This is a genomic window from Paenibacillus chondroitinus NBRC 15376, assembly GCF_004000765.1.
GTDB classification, from domain to species: domain Bacteria; phylum Bacillota; class Bacilli; order Paenibacillales; family NBRC-103111; genus Paenibacillus_E; species Paenibacillus_E chondroitinus.
On record NZ_BILW01000006.1, the window covers coordinates 249,259 to 270,153 of the forward strand.

22 protein-coding genes are annotated in these 20,895 nt (G+C 41.9%); 18 read left to right on the plus strand and 4 right to left on the minus strand.

Annotation, left to right across the window (positions count from 1 at the left end; all coding sequences use genetic code 11):
- The first annotated feature begins 361 nt into the window (after positions 1 to 361).
- The 10 genes from PCH02S_RS10675 (at position 362) to PCH02S_RS10715 (ending at position 7,882) form a co-directional block, all read left to right on the plus strand.
- The gene (locus PCH02S_RS10675; RefSeq protein WP_127452742.1) at positions 362 to 1,309 is read left to right on the plus strand and encodes a helix-turn-helix transcriptional regulator; all 948 of its coding nucleotides are present in this window, start codon (positions 362 to 364) and stop codon (positions 1,307 to 1,309) included.
- Positions 1,310 to 1,382: 73 nt separating this feature from the next.
- Positions 1,383 to 1,934 (plus strand): DinB family protein, encoded by a 552-nt coding sequence (locus PCH02S_RS10680; protein ID WP_127452744.1) that lies wholly within the window; start codon positions 1,383 to 1,385, stop codon positions 1,932 to 1,934.
- A 243-nt stretch (positions 1,935 to 2,177) separates the two neighbouring features.
- Positions 2,178 to 2,495: a MazG nucleotide pyrophosphohydrolase domain-containing protein gene (locus PCH02S_RS10685; protein ID WP_127452746.1), complete on the plus strand. Its 318-nt coding sequence runs from the start codon at positions 2,178 to 2,180 to the stop codon at positions 2,493 to 2,495.
- A gap of 19 nt (positions 2,496 to 2,514) precedes the next feature.
- Positions 2,515 to 3,096 carry an LOG family protein gene (locus PCH02S_RS10690; RefSeq protein ID WP_127452748.1) on the plus strand — a complete coding sequence of 194 codons (582 nt, stop codon included), beginning with the start codon at positions 2,515 to 2,517 and terminating at the stop codon, positions 3,094 to 3,096.
- A gap of 507 nt (positions 3,097 to 3,603) precedes the next feature.
- Positions 3,604 to 3,900, plus strand: coding sequence for a hypothetical protein (locus PCH02S_RS10695; protein ID WP_246069021.1), 297 nt, complete (start codon positions 3,604 to 3,606; stop codon positions 3,898 to 3,900).
- 803 nt (positions 3,901 to 4,703) lie between these two features.
- Positions 4,704 to 5,426 (plus strand): metallophosphoesterase, encoded by a 723-nt coding sequence (locus PCH02S_RS10700; protein WP_127452751.1) that lies wholly within the window; start codon positions 4,704 to 4,706, stop codon positions 5,424 to 5,426.
- A gap of 494 nt (positions 5,427 to 5,920) precedes the next feature.
- On the plus strand, positions 5,921 to 6,112 hold the full coding sequence (locus tag PCH02S_RS36935) for a methylated-DNA--[protein]-cysteine S-methyltransferase (protein WP_407670050.1): 192 nt from the start codon (positions 5,921 to 5,923) through the stop codon (positions 6,110 to 6,112).
- Positions 6,113 to 6,122: 10 nt separating this feature from the next.
- A complete protein-coding gene (locus tag PCH02S_RS36940) occupies positions 6,123 to 6,317 on the plus strand; it encodes a methylated-DNA--[protein]-cysteine S-methyltransferase (RefSeq protein ID WP_407670051.1) in 195 nt (64 codons plus the stop codon).
- 196 nt (positions 6,318 to 6,513) lie between these two features.
- Complete coding sequence (locus PCH02S_RS10710) at positions 6,514 to 6,939, plus strand: NfeD family protein (protein ID WP_164819513.1); 426 nt, start codon at positions 6,514 to 6,516, stop codon at positions 6,937 to 6,939.
- 1 nt (position 6,940) lies between these two features.
- Positions 6,941 to 7,882: an SPFH domain-containing protein gene (locus PCH02S_RS10715; RefSeq protein ID WP_127452755.1), complete on the plus strand. Its 942-nt coding sequence runs from the start codon at positions 6,941 to 6,943 to the stop codon at positions 7,880 to 7,882.
- A gap of 80 nt (positions 7,883 to 7,962) precedes the next feature.
- Here the strand turns inward: PCH02S_RS10715 and PCH02S_RS10720 are convergent, their stop codons facing one another.
- Positions 7,963 to 9,051 carry a DUF3626 domain-containing protein gene (locus PCH02S_RS10720; RefSeq protein ID WP_127452757.1) on the minus strand — a complete coding sequence of 363 codons (1,089 nt, stop codon included), beginning with the start codon at positions 9,049 to 9,051 and terminating at the stop codon, positions 7,963 to 7,965.
- Positions 9,052 to 9,081: 30 nt separating this feature from the next.
- The gene (locus PCH02S_RS10725; RefSeq protein ID WP_127452759.1) at positions 9,082 to 9,930 is read right to left on the minus strand and encodes an AraC family transcriptional regulator; all 849 of its coding nucleotides are present in this window, start codon (positions 9,928 to 9,930) and stop codon (positions 9,082 to 9,084) included.
- A 370-nt stretch (positions 9,931 to 10,300) separates the two neighbouring features.
- On the opposite strand from PCH02S_RS10725, the gene PCH02S_RS10730 reads away from it, so the two are divergent.
- The 7 genes from PCH02S_RS10730 (at position 10,301) to PCH02S_RS10760 (ending at position 17,950) form a co-directional block, all read left to right on the plus strand.
- Entirely contained in the window at positions 10,301 to 11,473 is a 1,173-nt protein-coding gene (locus PCH02S_RS10730; RefSeq protein WP_246069026.1) for a Gfo/Idh/MocA family protein, read from the plus strand.
- A gap of 38 nt (positions 11,474 to 11,511) precedes the next feature.
- Positions 11,512 to 13,188 (plus strand): type 2 periplasmic-binding domain-containing protein, encoded by a 1,677-nt coding sequence (locus PCH02S_RS10735; RefSeq protein WP_127452763.1) that lies wholly within the window; start codon positions 11,512 to 11,514, stop codon positions 13,186 to 13,188.
- A gap of 133 nt (positions 13,189 to 13,321) precedes the next feature.
- Positions 13,322 to 14,290 (plus strand): ABC transporter permease, encoded by a 969-nt coding sequence (locus PCH02S_RS10740; RefSeq protein ID WP_127452804.1) that lies wholly within the window; start codon positions 13,322 to 13,324, stop codon positions 14,288 to 14,290.
- A 12-nt stretch (positions 14,291 to 14,302) separates the two neighbouring features.
- Positions 14,303 to 15,184 (plus strand): carbohydrate ABC transporter permease, encoded by an 882-nt coding sequence (locus PCH02S_RS10745; protein WP_127452765.1) that lies wholly within the window; start codon positions 14,303 to 14,305, stop codon positions 15,182 to 15,184.
- 39 nt (positions 15,185 to 15,223) lie between these two features.
- Positions 15,224 to 16,003, plus strand: coding sequence for a phytanoyl-CoA dioxygenase family protein (locus PCH02S_RS10750; RefSeq protein WP_127452767.1), 780 nt, complete (start codon positions 15,224 to 15,226; stop codon positions 16,001 to 16,003).
- A gap of 61 nt (positions 16,004 to 16,064) precedes the next feature.
- Positions 16,065 to 16,892 carry a sugar phosphate isomerase/epimerase family protein gene (locus PCH02S_RS10755; protein WP_127452769.1) on the plus strand — a complete coding sequence of 276 codons (828 nt, stop codon included), beginning with the start codon at positions 16,065 to 16,067 and terminating at the stop codon, positions 16,890 to 16,892.
- Positions 16,889 to 17,950 carry a Gfo/Idh/MocA family protein gene (locus tag PCH02S_RS10760; protein ID WP_127452771.1) on the plus strand — a complete coding sequence of 354 codons (1,062 nt, stop codon included), beginning with the start codon at positions 16,889 to 16,891 and terminating at the stop codon, positions 17,948 to 17,950. Before PCH02S_RS10755 ends, PCH02S_RS10760 begins: the two co-directional genes overlap by 4 nt.
- Before the next feature lie 70 nt (positions 17,951 to 18,020).
- On the opposite strand, the gene PCH02S_RS36185 is transcribed toward PCH02S_RS10760, so the two are convergent.
- On the minus strand, positions 18,021 to 18,167 hold the full coding sequence (locus tag PCH02S_RS36185; RefSeq protein WP_218033150.1) for a hypothetical protein: 147 nt from the start codon (positions 18,165 to 18,167) through the stop codon (positions 18,021 to 18,023).
- A 124-nt stretch (positions 18,168 to 18,291) separates the two neighbouring features.
- The gene (locus PCH02S_RS10770; protein WP_127452773.1) at positions 18,292 to 19,482 is read right to left on the minus strand and encodes an ATP-grasp domain-containing protein; all 1,191 of its coding nucleotides are present in this window, start codon (positions 19,480 to 19,482) and stop codon (positions 18,292 to 18,294) included.
- Positions 19,483 to 19,689: 207 nt separating this feature from the next.
- Here PCH02S_RS10770 and PCH02S_RS10775 point away from each other — a divergent pair.
- Positions 19,690 to 20,895 (plus strand): leucine-rich repeat domain-containing protein (locus tag PCH02S_RS10775; protein ID WP_164819515.1); only part of this gene is annotated, 1,206 nt, incomplete at its 3' end.

Here is a 20,895-nt window from a genome sequence, read left to right on the forward strand (position 1 = left end):
ATAGGGGAGTTTGTGCCAGCAATAGATGCGGCCGGCAAAAGATTCGAGGAAGAATTGAGCGTGCGAAGGCTATTTTAGCAGATGAGAAAACGAAAAAATCCAATAGGATTGTAATATTATGGTACCATATACAAGTGATTTGAGTGAATCAATATCAAGGGCAAGGTAGAAACAGGCGATATTAACGCTGTATTTCAGACCGATTTGTTAGGGAATAAGACAACAGTATCACATGGAGATATGCATCTATTTTTCAACTATAAAGAATAAGTAAGTATTGGCTGTCAATTCCATGCTAACGTGTAATTTGCTGTGGTAGAATAAGTAGATGGAGTGACAGGACGGACACGGGGGAACAGTAATGAACAAGACCGATCGGCAGCTCGCCATAATGCTAGAACTACAACGGAGTAAAGTATTAAGAGCAGAAGATTTGGCATCGATATTTGAGACTAGCGTTCGGACAATATATCGCGACATACAAGCTCTAAGTGAAATGGGTGTTCCGATCCTTGGGGCTCCCGGCCAGGGTTACTCTCTAATGGAAGGTTATTTTCTTCCACCAGTCGGGTTTTCTGCTGAAGAGGCAGTAGCCGTGCTTATGGGTACTGACTTTATTGAACAGAGGTTGGATGGCGATTACGCAAGTGCAGCTAAGGCGGCTCGACGCAAAATTGAAGCTATTCTGCCAAAAACGGTGCACGACGAGTCGATGCGCGTTCGGGAAACGATGCGGCTTCTTCAGGCCGGCGAGCCGGTAACTGGTTTGAGGGAAAAAGACTATCTCGGACAAGCGAGGCGGGCAATTATGGAGCGCCGCAAATTATGTATGACGTATCTGAAAAAAATGCCGGAAGCGGACGGCAATCGGAAGAGTACGCGTGAGATCGCTCCATACGGATTGGCGCTAGTTCAGGGAAATTGGATTTTGATTGCACGTTGTGACTTGCGGCAAGAAATTCGGCATTTCCGGTTGTCGCGGATGACGGGGCTAACCGTATTGGAGGATCGCTTTCTCATTCCAAACGGATTTAATCTTAACAACTACCGCCCGCCGGATGACCGTAACGAACGGGTGCTTGTTCTGGCTCATCCTGAAATTGCGGACAAAATCGCTGAGACTTGTCATTATTATATGGAATCGACTGAGGAGCGGAAGGACGGTCTTCTCGTCAACTTTCTTGTCCGACAGCCAGAGGAGCTGCTGTCTTATATCTTGGGCTGGGGCGGGAATGTCGAGGTGTTGGAACCGGAGTCTCTCCGACATCGCATTCGGGAAGAGGCCGAAAAAATCTTAAAACGCTACTGACACGCTATTGTCAGTAGCGTTTTGTTATATTTGGATCATATCCAAGAATGAATGATGAGGAGTTGTTTGATTTATGAGAAGTACAGCGGAAGCATTACAGGCATTTGAGACAACAGTAGGGCGTTATTTAATAGAACTGGAAAGCTTCGATATGGAGCAGCTGATAAAAAAACCGAACGAGGAGGAATGGTCGATTGGTCAAATGTATATGCATCTAATTCAATCGGCACAATTCATGCATTTGCACAATGTTGATCAATGTTTGGCTGGAAGCGCAGCGACAGTAGACGCTATGCAGGAAAAAACGGAGAGGGGCAAGGGCGCCTTCGAACTGGGGAGTTTTCCTCCCGTGCGGATTCAGGTACCTGCTTCACCGCAATACACTCCGAAACAACCGGAAAGTAAGGAGCAGCTGAAGGAAAGCTTTCTCGGTATCGTGGAGCGGATGAAAAATACGGAATCCACTTTGAGTAAGGTACCCGAGAGCAGAAAAAACAGAAAAATTCTTCATCCCGGATTCGGCGCTCTAAACGCCAATGAGTGGTTTTTGCTTATAGAGATGCATTACAGGCATCATTTATCGCAGTTGGAGCGTTTGAAACAATTTTTGGGAAATAACGCATAGAGGTTGGCGGTTAGATTATCGCTATCAGTTGTAGTGGATAAAATTGGTCAATAGGTATGAGGAAGGGCTGCCGCATGGCAGCCCTATTTCGCTAGGCACAGCATCGCTCAGTCTGATACTTGCTTTGGGATTGTCATCACTCCCACTAGTCAAAAGTTACTTGTACTCGGTTGACATCTTAATATGGTAAGATATTTCAAAGTAACGCTTGTGTGTAATTTATTTAGCATTTGGAGGATCAAAATGAACATTAATGAATTTCAGTCATGGGTAAAGGATTATTACCAGCAGCGGAAATGGTTAGATTTGAATATCTTTATTCGAATTGGCTTTCTTGCGGAGGAAACTGGAGAAGTAGCTCGTGCCATTCGTGCATTGGAAATTGGGCGGGATCGGCCTGATGAAATTGAAGGCTCATATGAAGAGAACAAAGCTCATCTAACAGAAGAACTTGGAGATGTGCTGGGGAATCTGATTGTCATTGCAAATGAATACAATATATCCCTCGAAGATATAGTCGAGATGCATAAACAAAAACTTGGAACACGTTACTCATCATAATGAAAGGAGAGTTCAGCTAATGAAATCAATCGCTGTATTCTGCGGCTCCAGTGAAGGGAGCTCTTCTATATATAAAGAAAATGCAGTTAAACTAGGACATGAACTTGCCAAACGTGGGATTACGCTTATATATGGAGGAGCCAATGTAGGGCTGATGGGAGCTGTTGCTGATGCTGTATTGGAACAAGGGGGTCAAGTAATTGGCGTACTCCCTCATTTTCTACAAAACCGCGAAATTGCGCATAAAGGTCTGACAGAGCTTATTATGGTGAATTCCATGCACGAACGTAAAGCTAAGATGGCCGATATGGCAGAAGGATTTATTGCTCTTCCTGGCGGTCCTGGAACATTGGAAGAATATTTTGAAATTTTTACATGGGCTCAGTTGGGTTTGCATAATAAGCCATGCGGACTGCTGAATATTAATCAATATTTTGATCCGCTTGTGTCGATGTTTGATAATATGGAACGCGAGCAATTCATGCAGCCCAAATATCGCTCGATAGTCATCGCTGAGCATACCCCGGAAGCTATTCTAGAGAAGTTTTCGACCTACTCGGCTCCCTCGGTTAAAACTTATCTCACTGAGCAGCGCACTTAATCCAAGGATAACGAAGTCAACCGTTGAATAAACATATATGAGATATTCTGGGATTTAACTAGTAATATGCAAAGAACAGAACGAAATACGCTCAAAGCGGATAGAAAGTTAGTTCAATATAGCAGATTAAAACCTCTCATTAGTAGAAAGACCTAGATTAAATAGGACTAATGGGAGGTTTTATTATAAATAGGAAAGGAACAAGCCTATGGGTGTAAACACAAAAGGAAGACGGAAGCTAGAGTATAACGGCAAGATGTATTATTGGAATGTTCAAGAAGATGCCGAGGATTATGGAAGAATCAATCTTAGTATTAGTACAAACTCCAATTTGGGATGATCGTATTATCACACCTGGGCTTGTTAAAACAATTATCGAATGGTTCAAAGGGTTAAAGAAAATAAGATGGTTGAACTAGTGGTGTACGATAGTTGAGTTATATAGCACAGGAAGCAGATGACAGGTAGTTACTCCCTGCGGTATTGGATATGGAAAGGAGGAAGAACTTGGACACTAATTGTTCTTTAAGAGCCATCATTACATGGGAAAGAGATCCAAGCAACATTCCCAAAGATGTTTGGTTAAGGGATCTCATTGTCAATTATGGAGAGATTATTGGTAAGACGTTTACAGGAGATTGTTGGACGGTACCTGTTAAAGTCACTGGGTTCATTGAAGGTACGTGGGATACATACGCAGATGTACGTTTTCTAGTCGAAGAAGCACCATGGCATTTACTCGTGGGTGGATATTGCTTCAAATTATGGGCTGGAAAAGAGATAGCGACCGTAAGGATACTCTGAATAGCACATCTCTAATGAGAATGGGAAATCTTATGAAAAAAGACATTATGAAAATAATCCAAGTGCTGAATAAGCGATAAACAATCCCATTTACTGGACTTGAAAAAATTCAGTCTACTATAAGCATATTTTATCATAAATAACTCCATTTGTTTTTAGATTAGCTGATGTTGCACTGTTTATCAAAATTAAATAAAATTTGTTCGAAATCACTAAAGTGTTTTGGGGAGTTGCTATGATAAGAAAATGGGATGATATTTGTTCTGACTATGAACGATTAAGTAGTAATAATAACAAGTTTTTATGCATTTACAACTTGGTGGTTTCTGTCAGAGATTCTAAATATTCAAATCATATTTATGGATGGACTTCAGTTTGCGATTTATATATTGTACAAAATAAAGTGAGTAATCCTTATGTGGGGCCAAGAATCTTAATAAGACAGTTTGAAAGTAATAAATTAGAGTTTAGATACATTGATACTTATTATGCGGATAGACAATGGAATAGAGTGTATGATCGATATGATGGATTCAGGAAATTACAGAAATTATTCTTTGATTTACATTGGTTCTATCCCGACTTTATAAAGTATTAGATACCGTATAACTTTGACATTAATATGAGAAATATGATTGCACTTATAGAACACGAAAATATAACTTGGACTCGCGGCCCGTTGCTGTGGGTCTCTTTTTAATTCACGTATTAGGCAGGTTTGCTTTGAATGAAGGAAAATCGTGTTGAATGCAGAATGAACTGTTAGCTATTAAATCGAGATTTCCCAAAGGAAGTGAATTACATTGTACGTAACTGGCGATCTTCAAGGGTATATTGATATTGGTAAATTGAACTCCAAGCGCTTCTCTATAAATAGAGAGTTAAGTAAAGATGACTTTGTAATAATTGCTGGAGATTTTGGACTTGTCTGGGACAATAAAAATGATGAAATATATTGGAGGAAATGGTTAGCTCGAAAAAACTTTAGTACTTTATTTATTGACGGAAATCATGAAAATTTCCAATTACTTAATACTTACCCTGTGGAGCGTTGGAATGGTGGGAAGGTACATCGAATAAATGAAAGCATTATACATTTAATGCGAGGACAGATATTTACTATTAAGGGATATAAGATATTTACTTTTGGAGGAGCTCAATCTCACGATAAAGAATATCGAAAAGAGAATGTTAATTGGTGGCCAGAAGAGATGCCATCACTAGAAGAGTACAATGAAGGAATAAAGAATCTAGAGCGGCACAATTGGGAAGTTGACTTTGTAATTACGCATATGTGCCCTACATCGACATTGCATGCACTGAATGAATCTAAACATTCGGGTATTCATGAGGATCAGTTAAGTGATTACTTTGAGCAAATACAAGAGCGGTTATCTTATAAAAAGTGGTATTTTGGTCACTTTCATAGAGATATGGAATTACCAAATAAACAAAAGCTTATATATAAGACAATTGAGCTACTTTCGACTGAGCATAGCCATAAAAATATCAAGGGTGAACAATGAACAAGAAAAAATCGATAATTTATTTTATTCTAGCATCATTTTTATTCGGCGGAGCCATCTATCTATTTCAGAGTATCTTTTGGACTTTATTCTTTTTAATATTTATAGGTTATATCTTAACGATCAAGATATCAGATAAAACAAGAAGTTTCGGGAAACAAATGTTTAGTGCGTGTTTAGGTCTTTTCTTTTTCGGTTGGCTCGCAGCTTTTGTCATTGTGCTGATTAAAATATTCATAAGCCAATTATATTACTCTTTAGACTAACATGGATGGATTGCGTGCAGCTCGTAACGCGGCAGCTGTTCCCTAGTTTCATGAAGTAACTGGCAGTTTAACGTAGGACTCGAAAGTTTATTCAACAGTGCTTTATCTGTGGTCATCTAAATAAGGATACTAGAATTTTATGATGATAACACAGAAATTCTGCAAAACTGCATAACACCTCATTTAACGCTCTGCTGGCTCCCGCCAAACTCGGTCGTGTGTGGAGACATGCCGATATTTGATACCGTAAAAAAATGGCTGGACAAATATTTTGCAGGCGAGAAGCCCGACATTTCAGAATTGCCGCTCTCTCCTAAAGGCAGTGGGTTCCGTCAAGAGGTGTGGAGCATTCTATGTAAAATACCATACGGCGAGGTAATCACCTACGGCGACATTGCAAAAAAATGGCGGCAAAGATGAACAAGGAAGTATGTCAAGCCAGGCAGTAGGTGGAGCTGTTGGGCATAATCCAATTTCAATCATCATACCTTGCCATCGAGTTGTAGGTTCAAATGGCAGCTTGACGGGTTACGCCGGGGGTATTCATAAAAAGGTAAAATTGCTTGAATTGGAGGGTGCCGATATGTCGGGGCTGTTTGTGCCCACAAGAGGTACATCGCTTTGATGTTGATGCCTAGGTTTTGCAGCTAACAATGATGTTAGTTTATAAAAAAACCAGTAAACCTTGAGTTTACTGGTTTTTTTGTATGTTTCGTTTTCATAAGTAACTGCTTTCTTTGTAGTTTTAATGACATAGTCAAGCAGGATCTCACATAAAACATAACAAGGAATTGAAGCTGAAAGCGAGGTGCGGAAACAAATTGCTTTGGTTACTGTGGCTTATTTTGGCCGTGTTATTTGTGATTTTTGAACTTTATACAGGTACTTTTTACATGTTAGTTCTAGCAGCCAGTGCTTTCCTTTCAATGATCACTGCAATCGTCCATCTTTCTTTTGTGATACAGCTATGTGTGTTTACGGTTGGTGTGTTTTTGATTTATGCTTTTTTGTTGCCTATTGTACGCAAGCTAATACCTTCATCCAAAGAATTGCTGCCATCACCGAATCAATTAATAGGTCAAAAGGCATTCGTAATAAGTGATATCAAACCTGGTGAAGGCGGTTTAGTTAAGGTGAATTCCGACATGTGGAGCGCATTCGCAGATGAGCTGATTCAAGTAGGTGAAGAAGCAATTGTCATAGATGTAAAAGTCACGAAACTGTATGTAAAAAAGGGGCAGGTGTAATATGGTAGGGGTTATCGTCTTTCTTTTTCTCATTATTCTCATTGTTGTTGTTGTCATTAAAGGCATTAGGATTGTTCCTCAACAAACCGTAGCGATTGTTGAAAGAGTAGGCAAGTTTTATAAAACACTGCATGCAGGTATTAACATCATCATCCCAATTATTGATAATGTTCGCAGTCGGCATGATTTAAGAATTCAGCAGGAGAAAGTTCCTTCCCAATCCGTTATTACCAAAGATAACGTGGCCATTGGCGTCGAACTTGCAACATTTTTCTCCGTGGTTGATCCTAAATTAGCTACATATGGCATAGCCAATTATGTGCAAGGCATTCATAATATTGTAGCTTCGGCTTTACGCTCCACGATAGGTAAAATGGAACTTGATGAAATTCTTTCGAATCGCGACCGCATTCAGGCTGAACTGCGTCAAGCCCTGGATAATGCTTCTGAGAACTGGGGAGTGAGAATTGATCGGGTGGAAATTTTACAACTGGAGATTCCAATTGATATCCAAACTTCCATGGAAAAACAAATGAGAGCTGAACGGGAAAAACGGGCGAATATCTTACAGGCAGAAGGTGAAAAACAAGCTACCGTTCTTCGTGCAGAAGCGCAGCAGTCCGCTGTTATACTTGCAGCGGAAGCGGAGAAACGACGTCAAATTCTTGACGCTGAAGCCAAGCAAAAGTCCCAGGAACTAGAAGCTTTAGGGCGTGCAGAAGCTATTAAACTTGTTGCGAATGCAGAGCGTTCACGCATAGAGGCACTAAATGAAGCCGGTCTAAATTCGGAGATCCTTACTTATAAGTCTTTTGAGGCACTTTCCGAGATGGCCAATGGAGCAGCATCAACAATCTTCATCCCAACGGATGTTGTTAGTACATTAGGCTCAGTTGGAGCGATTGCCAAAGTATTTAAATTAGATAAAAATAGTGATCAATAAAACGGCACAGTTCTGATACAGTGAAAAGAGACGGCCTCGTCTAACGGCTGTCTCTTTTTTCTTTTGCCATTAAGTATAGTTTAAAACTTCGAAAGCGGCTTTCCATATCTCACAAGAACATGCCACATAAGTTTCAATTCCTGAAGAACTTCTTTATAAGTTCCGCGATCGCTCCAAGCAGCGGGATTACGTTTCAAGTCCATTACAGCCGATCCAATCATGCGCACATCGATAAAATCATTTCGTGCAATACGTTTAGCCAAGGAAGGCATCGAGGGACCTCTAAAATCGGAGGGAACTTCGTTTGCCAAAAGCGCAAAGCCCATATGCCAATAGAGATCAATTGAATACATGAGGCATATTTGCTCCAGGGTCCGGCCCGTAGGAGTACCTTTAAATGAAGGATCTGCAACGAGCACTTCCACATCTTCCTTAAGTGAAATATCTCCATGTATTTGGGCCTCAATATAATGGTTAAGATTGCGGCTGGGCTCTTTGGTTCCGGGGTCAGAGAATGGCCTCTCCAGATTAACCAACAGATGATTGATTAATTTCTGTGGGGTCAGATTTTTTTCCCCGATAGCAAAATCTCTTAAGAATGCCTCTTTCAGGAGAGCGGCCAAAATGATATCGAACTCCTCATATGTACCCTTTTCCTTCGGATCTTGATGAGAATCTAAATAAGTGAATGTACTACGATGTGAGACCTTTGGGGATAAAAGGAAATAACAAGATCCGAAACGTGGTGCTGGACCATCGGGATGTAACATCAAATCCAGTGCGCCATATTTGGGACGCTGGCTATTGGTTGAGCCCATTCGTTGATAGGCGCCTCCAAAGATCTTCTTTTCCCAAAGGTCGCGTTGACCGCCAGGATAAGCGGACACACTACCATTTGATAATAATGTTTCAAATTGGCTCTTATAAATTCCTTGCTCAAGCAGTGCCTCGGCAACGCTTTTCATCGTCGGATCCGGTCTGTCTGGATGAAAATGCAGGGCAATTTTTGCGTGCGCCTTGAGTTTGGCGATAGCTTCTTCAAATGGTCCAGACGCGATGTTAGACATTTGAATAATTTCCTTCATTGCCTGCTCAGCTTCATCTTTGTGGCTCCTCGCGTACTCTGTAATATGCTCTAAAGCCAATAATTGTGAATTTGATAATTTCATGGATATAGTAGTCGCTCCTCTTAGAACCGATTAGTCAATGTCCATATTACCTAAATTCCCCTTATATTTGCCGGGAGAGATGCCAACGGTACGCTTAAACATTTTCAAAAAATTAGAATAATCATTAAATCCACACAGTTCGCAGGTATCTGTAACGCTATAGCCTTCCGAGAGAATCTGTTTAGCTTTGGATATTCGTTTGAAAAGAATATACTCATGGATGTTGCTGCCGATATATTTCTTGAAAACTCTCCCCATATAGAATCGATCCACATAAAATTTAGTAGAAAGAGATTCAAGTGTGAGATCCTTTTCCAAATTCATATCAATGTAGTCTAACAGAGAAGTTAATAATTCCGGCATAGAAGAAAGGTTGTCCGAACGATTAACGTCTTTGAATATAATATTGATCAAGACTAGCAATTCAATGAGATAATTCAGCTTTAAAATCTTATAGCCGGCATGGGGTTTAAGATTCTCAATTTGATTAAAAAGACGTAGAAATTCATTGATTTGGCTGGGTTGGAGCGTGATCTTATTTTGTTGGCCTTTAGGTTTGTTTAGAAAACAGCTAAGAAGGTCGAGACTTGGAGAACTAAACTTGCGAACGATATGTGGTGCAAACTGTAACGTTATTCGTTCGTATACGTTATCGTTTTTGAAGGAAGGTTTATGGATTTCTTGATTATTTGTAATCATGACATCGCCAAATTTAATTGGATACATGTTCTTTTCAACGAAGTAGTTCACATCACCTGAGATTAAAAAGTAAATCTCAAACTCTTCATGCAAATGAAAATTAACATTACATTTATTGGGATTATAGATTCTACGTTCATAACGGATGCATTCGTCTATACTTTCATAAGCTAAGTTCATCCATATTACCTCACTTTAAATACCTGAAGATTCAGGTGAATTGTAGTGTTACTGATGCTGGTTACAATCCAGCGACAGTCGGTGAAATAATGACCGCAATCAATCTGATGTTCTATAAACTCCGGTGCTCCCCAACCTTTCCTACACTTCCATATTAAAGAAGTTTATACAAAACTATTTTACAGACTACCGTCAAGGGAATCAAGTAGCCATTCCTGCACAAAAAACGATATTTTCATCACAAAAAACTATGACTTATTTCGAGTATTATTTTAGAATAGCAAAAGAAAACGCTTTATTCTTTGTTTTTCTTCCTGCGGTAAGGCTTAACTACACTTTAATATATGGGGAGGGGTATTGGTTGAGTCCAATGAGAAAAGTGAAATTAGGTGTAATTGGTTTAGGAGGAATGGGAAGCAGCCATCTTAAGTATTTGACACGGTTGGAGACAGTTGAAGTCGTAGCCGTTTGTGATGTTGTACATGAAAAGGCTGACAAAACAGCGGCTCTATACAATACCAAGGCCTATTACAGCCATACGGAGCTTTTTGAGAAATCGGAGATAGAGGCTGTGTTAATAGCCGTTCCCCATTACGATCATACGCCTATATCGATTGATGCCTTCCATAAGGGAATCCATGTTCTTTGTGAGAAACCTATTGCGGTGCATGTCAATGATGCACAAAAAACGATTGACGCCTATGAAAGCGCCAAGGAACACCATCCCAATCTGATGTTTGGCATTATGTTTCAAGAAAGAACCTACCCTCACCACAAAAAAATTAAAGACATTCTTGACGGCGGCGAGCTGGGCAAATTAATTAGAGCAACCTGGATCAATACCAAATGGTTCCGATCTCAACTTTACTACGACAGCGGCGAATGGCGTGCAACTTGGGCTGGAGAAGGCGGAGGAATTTTGACCAACCAATGTCCGCATAATCTGGATCTCTACCAGTGGTTATTCGGTCTTCCGTCACGGATTAACGGTTTTGCGCATATTGGCAAATATCATGATATCGAAGTTGAAGATGAAGTGACGGCCTACTTTGAGCATGAAAACGGGATGGTTGGTCATTTTATCGTGACTACCGCTGAAACACCTGGATCCAACCGGATGGAGATTGTGGGAGAGTACGGAAAATTGGTTTTTGAGGATAATCAACTTGTTTTTTATCGAACCCGTGAGTCGATGCTTCGTTTTATCAAAGAATCGCAAAGCAGAATGGGCAATGTTGAAAATTGGTACACGGAAATTCCTGTGAACGTGAATGTGCCTTCAGGGCATCAAGTCGTGACAGAGAAATTTATCGAGGCTATACAAAATGGCGGCGGGGAGCTTATCGCACACGGTCCTGAGGGGATCAATGGACTAACCCTTGCGAACGCGATTATGCTTTCTTCGTTCAACGATCAAACCATCAGGCTGCCATTGGATGCCGACGAATACGAGAAGAAGCTGGACGAACTGGTCCGAAGCTCCAAATACAAGAAGACAGTGAAACAGGATGTTTTTATGGATATCAGCTATTCCCAGGGTTAGGTCTTATCAACTCACAAAATGTCTAGGGGGAAAGATCAATGAAGGGTAAACTTGGCATGGTTTCAGCTTTATCTCTTTCTGTTGTATTATTCGCAAGTGTATTAACGGGGTGCACCTCTAATGCTACGAAGCAATCAAGTACGTCAGAAAAAAATGAAGCAAGTTTATCTTCAATCCCGCTGCCTATCGTTAATAAGCCTATCACTTTAAAAATGTTTGTGCCCATGGATGCCAAAGTAGCGGCAACGATGAAAAACTATAATGAAATCGCTGTGTTTAAAGAATTGGAAAAAAGGACAGGGATTCATATCGAGTTCATTCATCCTGCATCTATGGATGGGGCAGCGATCAAAGAACAGTTTAACCTTATGGTCGCGTCGGGCGATTTACCTGATCTGATTTATTATAACTGGATAGGCGATTATAACGGCGGTCCCAATAAAGCGATCAAGGATGGCGTCATTTTACCGCTGAATGATTTGGTAGATAAGTACTCACCCAATCTTAAAGCGTTTATGAATTCCGACCCTAAAGCGAATAAACAGCTGCGTACAGACGATGGTACGATCTATGTTTATCCCGAGGCCCAATCGCCGAATCAATATGCAAAAGTAAACCCGAATCCGAATCCTGCTTTCCAGACTTTTGGATGGCAAATCCGCCAGGACTGGTTGGAAAAACTGAATTTAAAGTCACCTGAAACAATTGATGATTGGTATGAAGTGCTAAAAGCTTTCAAAACGAAAAATCCTAGCGGCAGCGGTAAAAATGACGAAATTCCTTTGGCGCCTAAAGGAGCGGGGGACCTGCAGAACTGGGTTAGAGCATGGGGGATTAACTACGGGTTTTATCATGACGGCGATAAAGTCAAATATGGACCTTACACACCGGAGTATAAGGAAGCGCTAACAACCTTGGCAAAGTGGTATAAAGAAGGCTTGATCGACCCTGATTTTGGAATTACGGATGCCAAACAATTTGATACCAAAGTTATGGGCAACCGTGCAGGCTCATGGACGGGGTCGACATCAGGAACATTCGGCAGATTCGTTCAATTGATGAAAGCGAAAGATCCGTCGGTAAAATTATCAGGAACGGTTCCGCCTTATGTGACAGGCACGAAGTCCTACAACTTCAATGTTGATGAAATCAAGGTTGCCAGTGGCGGCGGTGTCGCGATATCCGCCAAAAGTAAATATGCGAAGGAAGCTGCAATGTGGTTGGACTATGGCTACAGCCCGGAAGGATCGCTGCTTAATACCTTCGGTATTGAAGGCGAGAGCTACAAGATGGTGAACGGTTCGCCTCAATTGCTTCCAGAGATTACGAATAATCCACAGGGCTTGTCGATTGATGAGGCGTTATCTAAATATTCCCGAGGTTCCGGCGGACTGGCCTTTGTCATGACACCTGAGATTTGGCAGCAGCGCATGGCTTTACCTGAACAACAGCAAATTATTGGCTTATGGAAAGCAGGCTCCTACGACAGAACCATGCCGCCGGGCGTAACGCCAACCATTGAGGAATCAACCAAGATGGCATCCATTACTTCTGCGGTTAATACGTACAGGGATGAGATATTCTCTAAAATGATCATGGGACAAGTCCCTCTTAGTGAGTTTGATAATTATATGAGCAAATTAAAAGCTATGGGAATCGAGGATGCGATCAAAATTCAGCAAGCCGCATACGACAGATACATGGCAAGGCAATAAGCCTTAACGTTGACCAGATTTGGATTGGCTAGCAGCTAGAGCGCCAGCACTTGATCGCCTCCCAAAGGTCAGATCAATGCTGGATGCCTGCTGCGCGAATTTCTTCACTCAAAGGGGACGAACGATGGAGAATATGACGGTTGGTGAGGCGGCGCGTGCCAGAAGTGTCTATCAGACGACGAAGCAAAGCAGCTTTGTCCATAGACTTCGAAGAGACTTGTATAAAAACAGAATCATTTATTTCATGGCCTTACCCGTGGTCGCTTACTATATTATTTTTCAATACATTCCTATGTATGGAGCCTCGATTGCTTTTAAAGATTTCTCTCCAATGAAGGGAATTTGGGGCAGCACCTGGGTGGGAATGCAGCATTTCACCGATTTTTTTAACGATGTTTATTTCGGAAGAATTCTTACGAATACCCTTTTAATTAGTGTATATAACATTATTTTCGGTTTTCCGGCACCCATCATTTTGGCACTGCTATTAAACGAAGTACGTAGAAATGATGTTTTTAAAAGGTTTGTGCAATCGGTGACGTATTTACCGCATTTTATCTCGGTTCTGGTTTTATGCGGTTTGATTGTAGATTTTACGGCAAGAAACGGGATTATTAATGATTTACTCGCCTTCATGGGAATGGAAAGAATAACGATGCTGCTTGAACCCGGATTATTCCGCACCATCTATGTGAGCTCTAATATTTGGCAGGAAGTGGGTTGGGGCTCGATTATCTATTTGGCAGCTTTAGCCGGCATCGATCAGGACTTGTATGAAGCTGCGACGATTGACGGGGCGGGACGTTTTAAGCAAATGCTGCATGTTACACTGCCGGGGATTATGCCCACCATTATCATTTTGTTTATTTTAAGAATGGGAAGCATGATGAACGTCGGATTCGATAAAATTTTCCTGTTATACAATCCCGTTACTTACGAAACGTCAGATGTGATTTCAACCTATGTATACCGTAAGGGGATTCTGGAGGCAAACTACAGCTTCAGCGCAGCCGTTGGACTATTTAACTCGGTGATTAATTTTGCACTCTTGGTAGCTACCAACAAAATTAGTAAAAAAGTCAATGAAACCAGTCTTTGGTAGGGAGGGATGACGATGAATCTAAAGCGAAGCAAGGCCGAAGCAATTTTCGGTTTTTTTAATATATGCTTCTTGCTGTTTCTAGCTTTAATTACACTTTATCCATTTCTATATGTTACTATGGCGTCCTTAAGCAATCCCTCAAGTCTAGCGAGTCATTCCGGTTTGTTGCTCTGGCCATTGGGTTTTAATGTAGACGGTTACATCAGTGTTTTTAAAAATCCCAATATCATCACGGGTTACACCAATACGTTAATTTATGTTGTAGTAGGAACAAGCATCAACGTAATTATTACCTCAATCGGTGCCTATGTATTATCGAGAAAAGGTGTCATGCTGCGGGATTCCATTATGATGATGATTGTGTTTACGATGTTTTTTAGCGGAGGCTTGATTCCAAACTATTTGCTTGTGAAAAGTCTCGGCATGTTTGACACGATGTGGGCACTCATTCTACCGGGGGCGATCAGCACCTATAATTTGATTATCATGAGAACCTCGTTTGCGGCGATCCCGGATAGTTTGGAAGAATCCGCTCGTATTGACGGAGCCAATGATCTAACGATCTTGTTTCGAATCGTGATGCCTTTATCGCAAGCCGTGATCGCCGTTATGATTTTGTTTTACGCTGTGGCTCATTGGAATTCGTGGTTCAGCGCCATGATTTATTTGCGAGATCGAGATGCTTATCCTTTACAGCTCTTCTTGCGTGAGATTTTGATAAACAGCAGTACCGACAGTATGATTACCGGATCCGGCGGGAGCGATAAAGAAGCGGTTAGCGAAATTATTAAATATTGTACGATCATTATCGCCACATTACCTATCATTGCCGTGTATCCTTTCTTGCAAAAATACTTTACCAAAGGGGTTTTGGTAGGTGCTGTGAAGGGTTGAGCACATAGGCCCTTATTAAAGTTGAAACGAGGGATTGGCATGATCTCTGAGGATCAAGTGAAGTTTTATCATGAGAATGGTTACTTACTTGTAAAAGGTGTATATGACGCAGAGGAAGTTGAAACGTTCCGTGAATCGGTAGAAACATTTCTGAAGAGGGCGGCTGCATCAAAATTTGACCGGAGCCATGCTTGGGCTGGAGACTATCTGCCGCCGGAAGAATTAAAGAAGCTGGTGCTTAAAGGCTTCCATGATGTTCAATATCATGACGCCCAGTTTATGCGCATGATCACGCAAAGGAATTTGATCAAGATTTTCACCCAATTGATTGGCGATAATGTTCAACTGCATCATACCAAGATGATGGTCAAACCTCCGGAGAAGGGGGCCGCCTTCCCCATGCATCAGGATTATCCGTATTTCCCGCACAGCAAACACAGTATGATGCTCGCCAGCATCCATTTGGATCATACGAATGAGGAAAACGGCTGTTTGCATGTTATTCCGGGATCGCACAAACAGGGGCCATTACCTCATGTAGGAAGCTATTATTTGAATCATAGAGAATATCCTATAGAGAGCGGAATTCCTTGTGTCGCTGAATCCGGGGACGTCTTATTTTTTAACTATTTAACGATTCATGGCTCACCGATAAACCGCAGCGACCGGACGCGCAGAAATATACTTGTCCAGGTTCGTGATCCCGAGGATCAGCCGACGAATGATAAACATGTAAGTTGGGGACAGGGGTTAATGCTTCACGGCATAAATCCGAGATTTAGAAACTATAAATATGAAGGAACATTATTGGAAGTTTGATAGCTGACAATAGGATGGGCAAAGAAGCCTAAAATATGTGAACAAATTGGAGTGAACCTATATGAAATTATCTTTTACCACGTTAGGGTGTCCCGAGTGGCCTTTAGACAAAATTATTTCCAACGCATCCGAATATGGATTTGACGCCATTGATTTTAGAGGCTTGACCGGTGAAATGAATATTTACAAGCTTCCGGAGTTTTCCGAGCAGGTTGAACAAACACTTCGTAAAATCACGGATGCCGGTCTGCATGTATCTTGCTTTTCCAGCTCCGTCCATTTATTCTCAGCTGATAACTTCGAGAAGAATATGCAGGAGGTTAAGGAATTCTCGAAGCTTTGCCGTATTTTCGGGACACGCTACATTCGTGTGTTTGGCGGTAAAATTAGCGATAACGTTAGCCGGGAAATGGCTGTTGAGCAGGTCGCTCAGCATGTAAGCGAAATGGCAAAAATCGCAAAGGCACACGATGTTAAGCTTTTAATTGAAACACATGATGACTGGATTTCATGCATAAATATGAAAAAGGTGTTGGAGCAGGTGGATACGGAAGCCGTCGGGGTACTGTGGGATGTGCACCATCCTTACCGCATGGTGGGAGAACAACCTGAAGAAACTTGGAAGACACTGGGGCAGTGGATCGAGTACACACATGTGAAGGATTCACGTGCCGGAGAAGGCGGGGGAGAAAACTTCCAATACTGTTTAACCGGAGCAGGAGATATACCGCTGAAAGACATCTACAAGTTATTAGTTCGTGAAGGTTATCAAGGTTATTTCACCTTAGAATGGGAGAAAAAATGGCACCCTGAATTGGAAAACCCGGAAATTGCCTTTCCCCAATATGTACAATACATGCGCAAGTTAATATCGGAGGTAACGATATGAAAAAGATTAGAGTTGCCATCATAGGACAAGGACGCAGCGGTCGTGATATACATGCCAATTCCTTAAGTCAGATGAAGGAGCAATATGAAATTGTTGCAGTAGCTGACATGTTGGAGGAGCGGTTGGAGCGAGCCAAAAAAGAGTTGAATTGTGAGGTTTACCGTGATTACCGTGATTTGTTCAAGAGAAACGATATTGATCTAATTGTAAATGCTTCGCCCAGCCATTTTCATTTCACGATATCTAAAGAAATTATGGAAAGCGGATTTCATGTCCTGTCTGAGAAACCGCTTGCCCGAACGGTACATGAGGTTGATATTTTGATGGATACGGCGAAGAAAACAGGGAAATTGCTTGCTATTTTTCAACAGTCCAGGTACGCACCCGCTTATCGCCAAGTGCAGGAAATTATCAAATCCGGCGTGATTGGACGTGTGGTTCAGGTCAGTATTGCCTACAACAATTTTGCAAGAAGATGGGATTGGCAGACTCTAAAAGCGAATGATGGAGGCAATCTCTTAAATACGGGTCCACATCCGGTAGATCAAGCCCTCCAATTTTTCGGAAGCGAGGAAATGCCGCATATCACTTCCATGATGGATCGCGCGAATACGGCTGGAGACGCCGAGGACTATGTGAAAATCATCCTGCATGGTCACGGGCGTCCTGTCATTGATATAGAAATTTCCTCCTGCTGCGCATATCCGAGTTTCACCTATAATGTCCAAGGGACTAGAGGCGGGATTAAAGGGAGCACAACCCATCTGGACTGGAAATATTTCAAACAAGAGGAAGCGGGAGAGCTGAAATTAGTGACAACGCCTATGGTCAACGAAAAAAATGAACCGGCTTATTGCCGTGAACAACTAAAGTGGTACGAAGAGAGCTGGGACATCCCTGCCGAACAGGGGAAAGATGTATTCCCTTCGATGGCCCAAAACTTCTATAACATGATTTATAATACGATCGTACATGGAAAAGAACTTGAAATTACACCGTCACAAGTGCGCCAGCAAATTGCCGTAATGGAAGAATGTCATAGGCAAAATTCTCTATAATTGTAAAATGAAAGAATAAAAAAACGACAACAGGCTGCCGGCAAATTGGCAGCCTGTTTAACAATTTGGATTAACTTAAGCACCGATTCATGTAGTACAGGATTTGCTTCTTCCACCAGTACCAATCATGATTGACATCGTGCCCCCAAAATTCCACGCTTGCTGGGACGTGTTTCTCCTGCAGCACCTCCAAGAGCTTCTGCGTCTCCGATCGCATTCATATTGATAAAACCGCCTGCAGGAGGTGGGAAAAACAAGAACGGGCTTCCCTTGATGTCCGTAAGTTTTGTACTCCATGTCCTTATGCAAGTTGTCACTATATACCTTGTGATAGGTTACTTTCATGCATACACCTCGACTTTGTTTTCTACGGCATGAATAAAAGCTTCAATTCGTTTCACTTCATCAAAGTCCTTTGAGCGAAATTGATACGCATAATTTCCCCTTGACTGGCTTTGTACATCCTCAATGCTGAAGTGATGGACTATCTCATGGTGATATCGCTGCATGATCTCTTCGTGTCCATGGGCGTAGGGGAGATGGTTTTTGTGGCTGGCAAACCCGGTATAATACTTCCCGACAAAAGGTCCTTCCACTTGATTATTAACAACCATATTCGCCCATAGTTCGTAGATATCGATATCGTAAGTGTAATTGATCGCATCCGTCATCCACGAACCGGGCGGCCTCATATTAACTTCAAGCGCAATAATATTTCCGTCTCTATTAGATTTGAAAAACTCGAGATGAAAAAAGCGTTCTCTGATCCCATAGGTGTGGATGATTTTTCTCCCGGCCTCCTCGATTTCCCCGCTTACTTCCTTTAAACAATAATAGCTAAAATGATTTCCAGCATTTACGGATTCCATGATGCTATGCGGAAATTCGTGGCTTGCAGCAAAAAGGATTTCTCCATCCTTGTTGACGAGACCATCGTAGGTTTGTAGTACACCGTCTATATGCTCTTGCATGATAAATTCGACTTCTGGCGGCTTGGTATGCAAGAAATGCTCAAGCTCCGACTCGTTCGCGATTTTGTAAGTCATGTTCGCTCCAACGCCTATATTCGGTTTTACAACCACGGGATAGCCGCCGATTTTCGCAATGAATTTCTTTGCTTTCGCACGGTCGAATTTCGTTATGGAACGTATGGACTCGACACCGCTTTTTTTGAAAAACTTTTCCATCTTCGATTTTTGCTTCAAATTAGAAATGAAATCGAGCTTTGTCCCGAAAATGTTGAAATCCGTTCGAATGTGCGCATCAAGCTCTAGCCAATGCTCGTTAAGGGATTCAAAACGATCAATTTTTCCATATTTATGGGTATAGTAACCGACCGCGCGCAGAACCTCATCATAATCTTCCAGACGATCTACTTTGATATACTCAGTCAGCGAATACTGGAGCTTTTCGTTAAGCAGGTAATAGTCCACATCGCTAATGCCAAGTACATTCACTCCGGAGTTTTTCAAGTGAAAGCAAAATTCCGTGCAGTAATTTGGATAATTCGGCGAAAAGAAAATAAAGTTCATTTATTTGCCCTCCCTGACTCCTATTATCTAAAATCTTATCCTGACATTTCCATGTTTTCAAGAAAATCAATTGTAAAGATTAGTGCTTTATGGAAGTAATGACAGCGAAATCGTAATGATTCTTTCATTATTCTTTCATTAGCCTTCTTTACAATGAATGATAGCGAACGTCTAGTTGCAGAAACCGTTATATTAAAGGAGCAAACCATGAAAAAATTAATCTTATCCCTATTCATTGTATTATTTGTGTTTGGGACTTCATTTTCGCAGATTCGACCTGTATATGCAGCTGAGAGCGATTTTACTTTTACAGTCGGTTCCAATGGCGCCACGGTTACGGACTACAAGGGCACGGATTTGAACGTGGTTATTCCCGCTGCGTATGCGGGGACGACGGTGACCGAGATCGGAAGATCAGCATTTGATACGTACGGTACGGGCAAACTCAAAATTACGAGCGTCGTGATTCCGAGCAGCGTGAAGGTCATTCAAACGTATGGATTCCGTTATACCAGCCTCACTTCCATAGATCTTCCTGACAGCTTGTTAACAATCGGCTCCAGTGCATTCGAAAACAATCCATTAACTTCCGTCGTATTTCCAGATAGTGTGACGATGATCGGCAACTACTCTTTTTATATGAATAATTTGACCTCGATTAAGTTATCGGAAAATTTGAAGACGATTAACGGTGGAGCTTTCGACACTAATCACATTACGAAACTAGTTATCCCAGCAGGCGTAACGAAAGTCGACAGCAGCTCATTTTATAATAACAACTTGACTAGCATAACGGTTTTAGGCGATGCAACAACTTTTGGGACAGGCGTATTTGCAGGCAATCCAGGCAATCTGAAAATATTCGGAATTGCGAATTCACCCGTATCTGCTTATGCATCAAGCAACGGACATACGTTTGTGGACGGAACTGCTTTGTTTCAAGCGGTCGCTAGCGCCAAGTCGTTGTTGAAAAGTCATCTGGCGGGCACCGGAGTAGGACAAGTACCGGCCAATACGTACAACAGCTTGTCTGCAGCTTATGACACAGCTAAGCTTTTTATCGATGGAATCGGGAATGCGACCATCGCCTCCGACCTGGCAAACGCCGCAATACCTCTGACTTCTTCCATTGCGGCATTCAATGCGGACATTATCCAGGCCGGCAATCCCGCAGCGTTGGCGGCGGCGATCACGTCGGCGCAGCAGGCGATGACGAATCATCCGCATGGGGTGAACGTGGGACAAGCTTCGGCGGCAGACCGCAGCGCTTTGCAAAACGCGATCACTGCAGCCCAACAAATTTTCAATCAAGCCGCCCAATATCTTCAAGGCGAACTAGATGTGGCTGTGGCACATTTGGAAATGGCGATAGATACATTCGAAGATGTGATTATTTCAGCCGGCAATCCTACA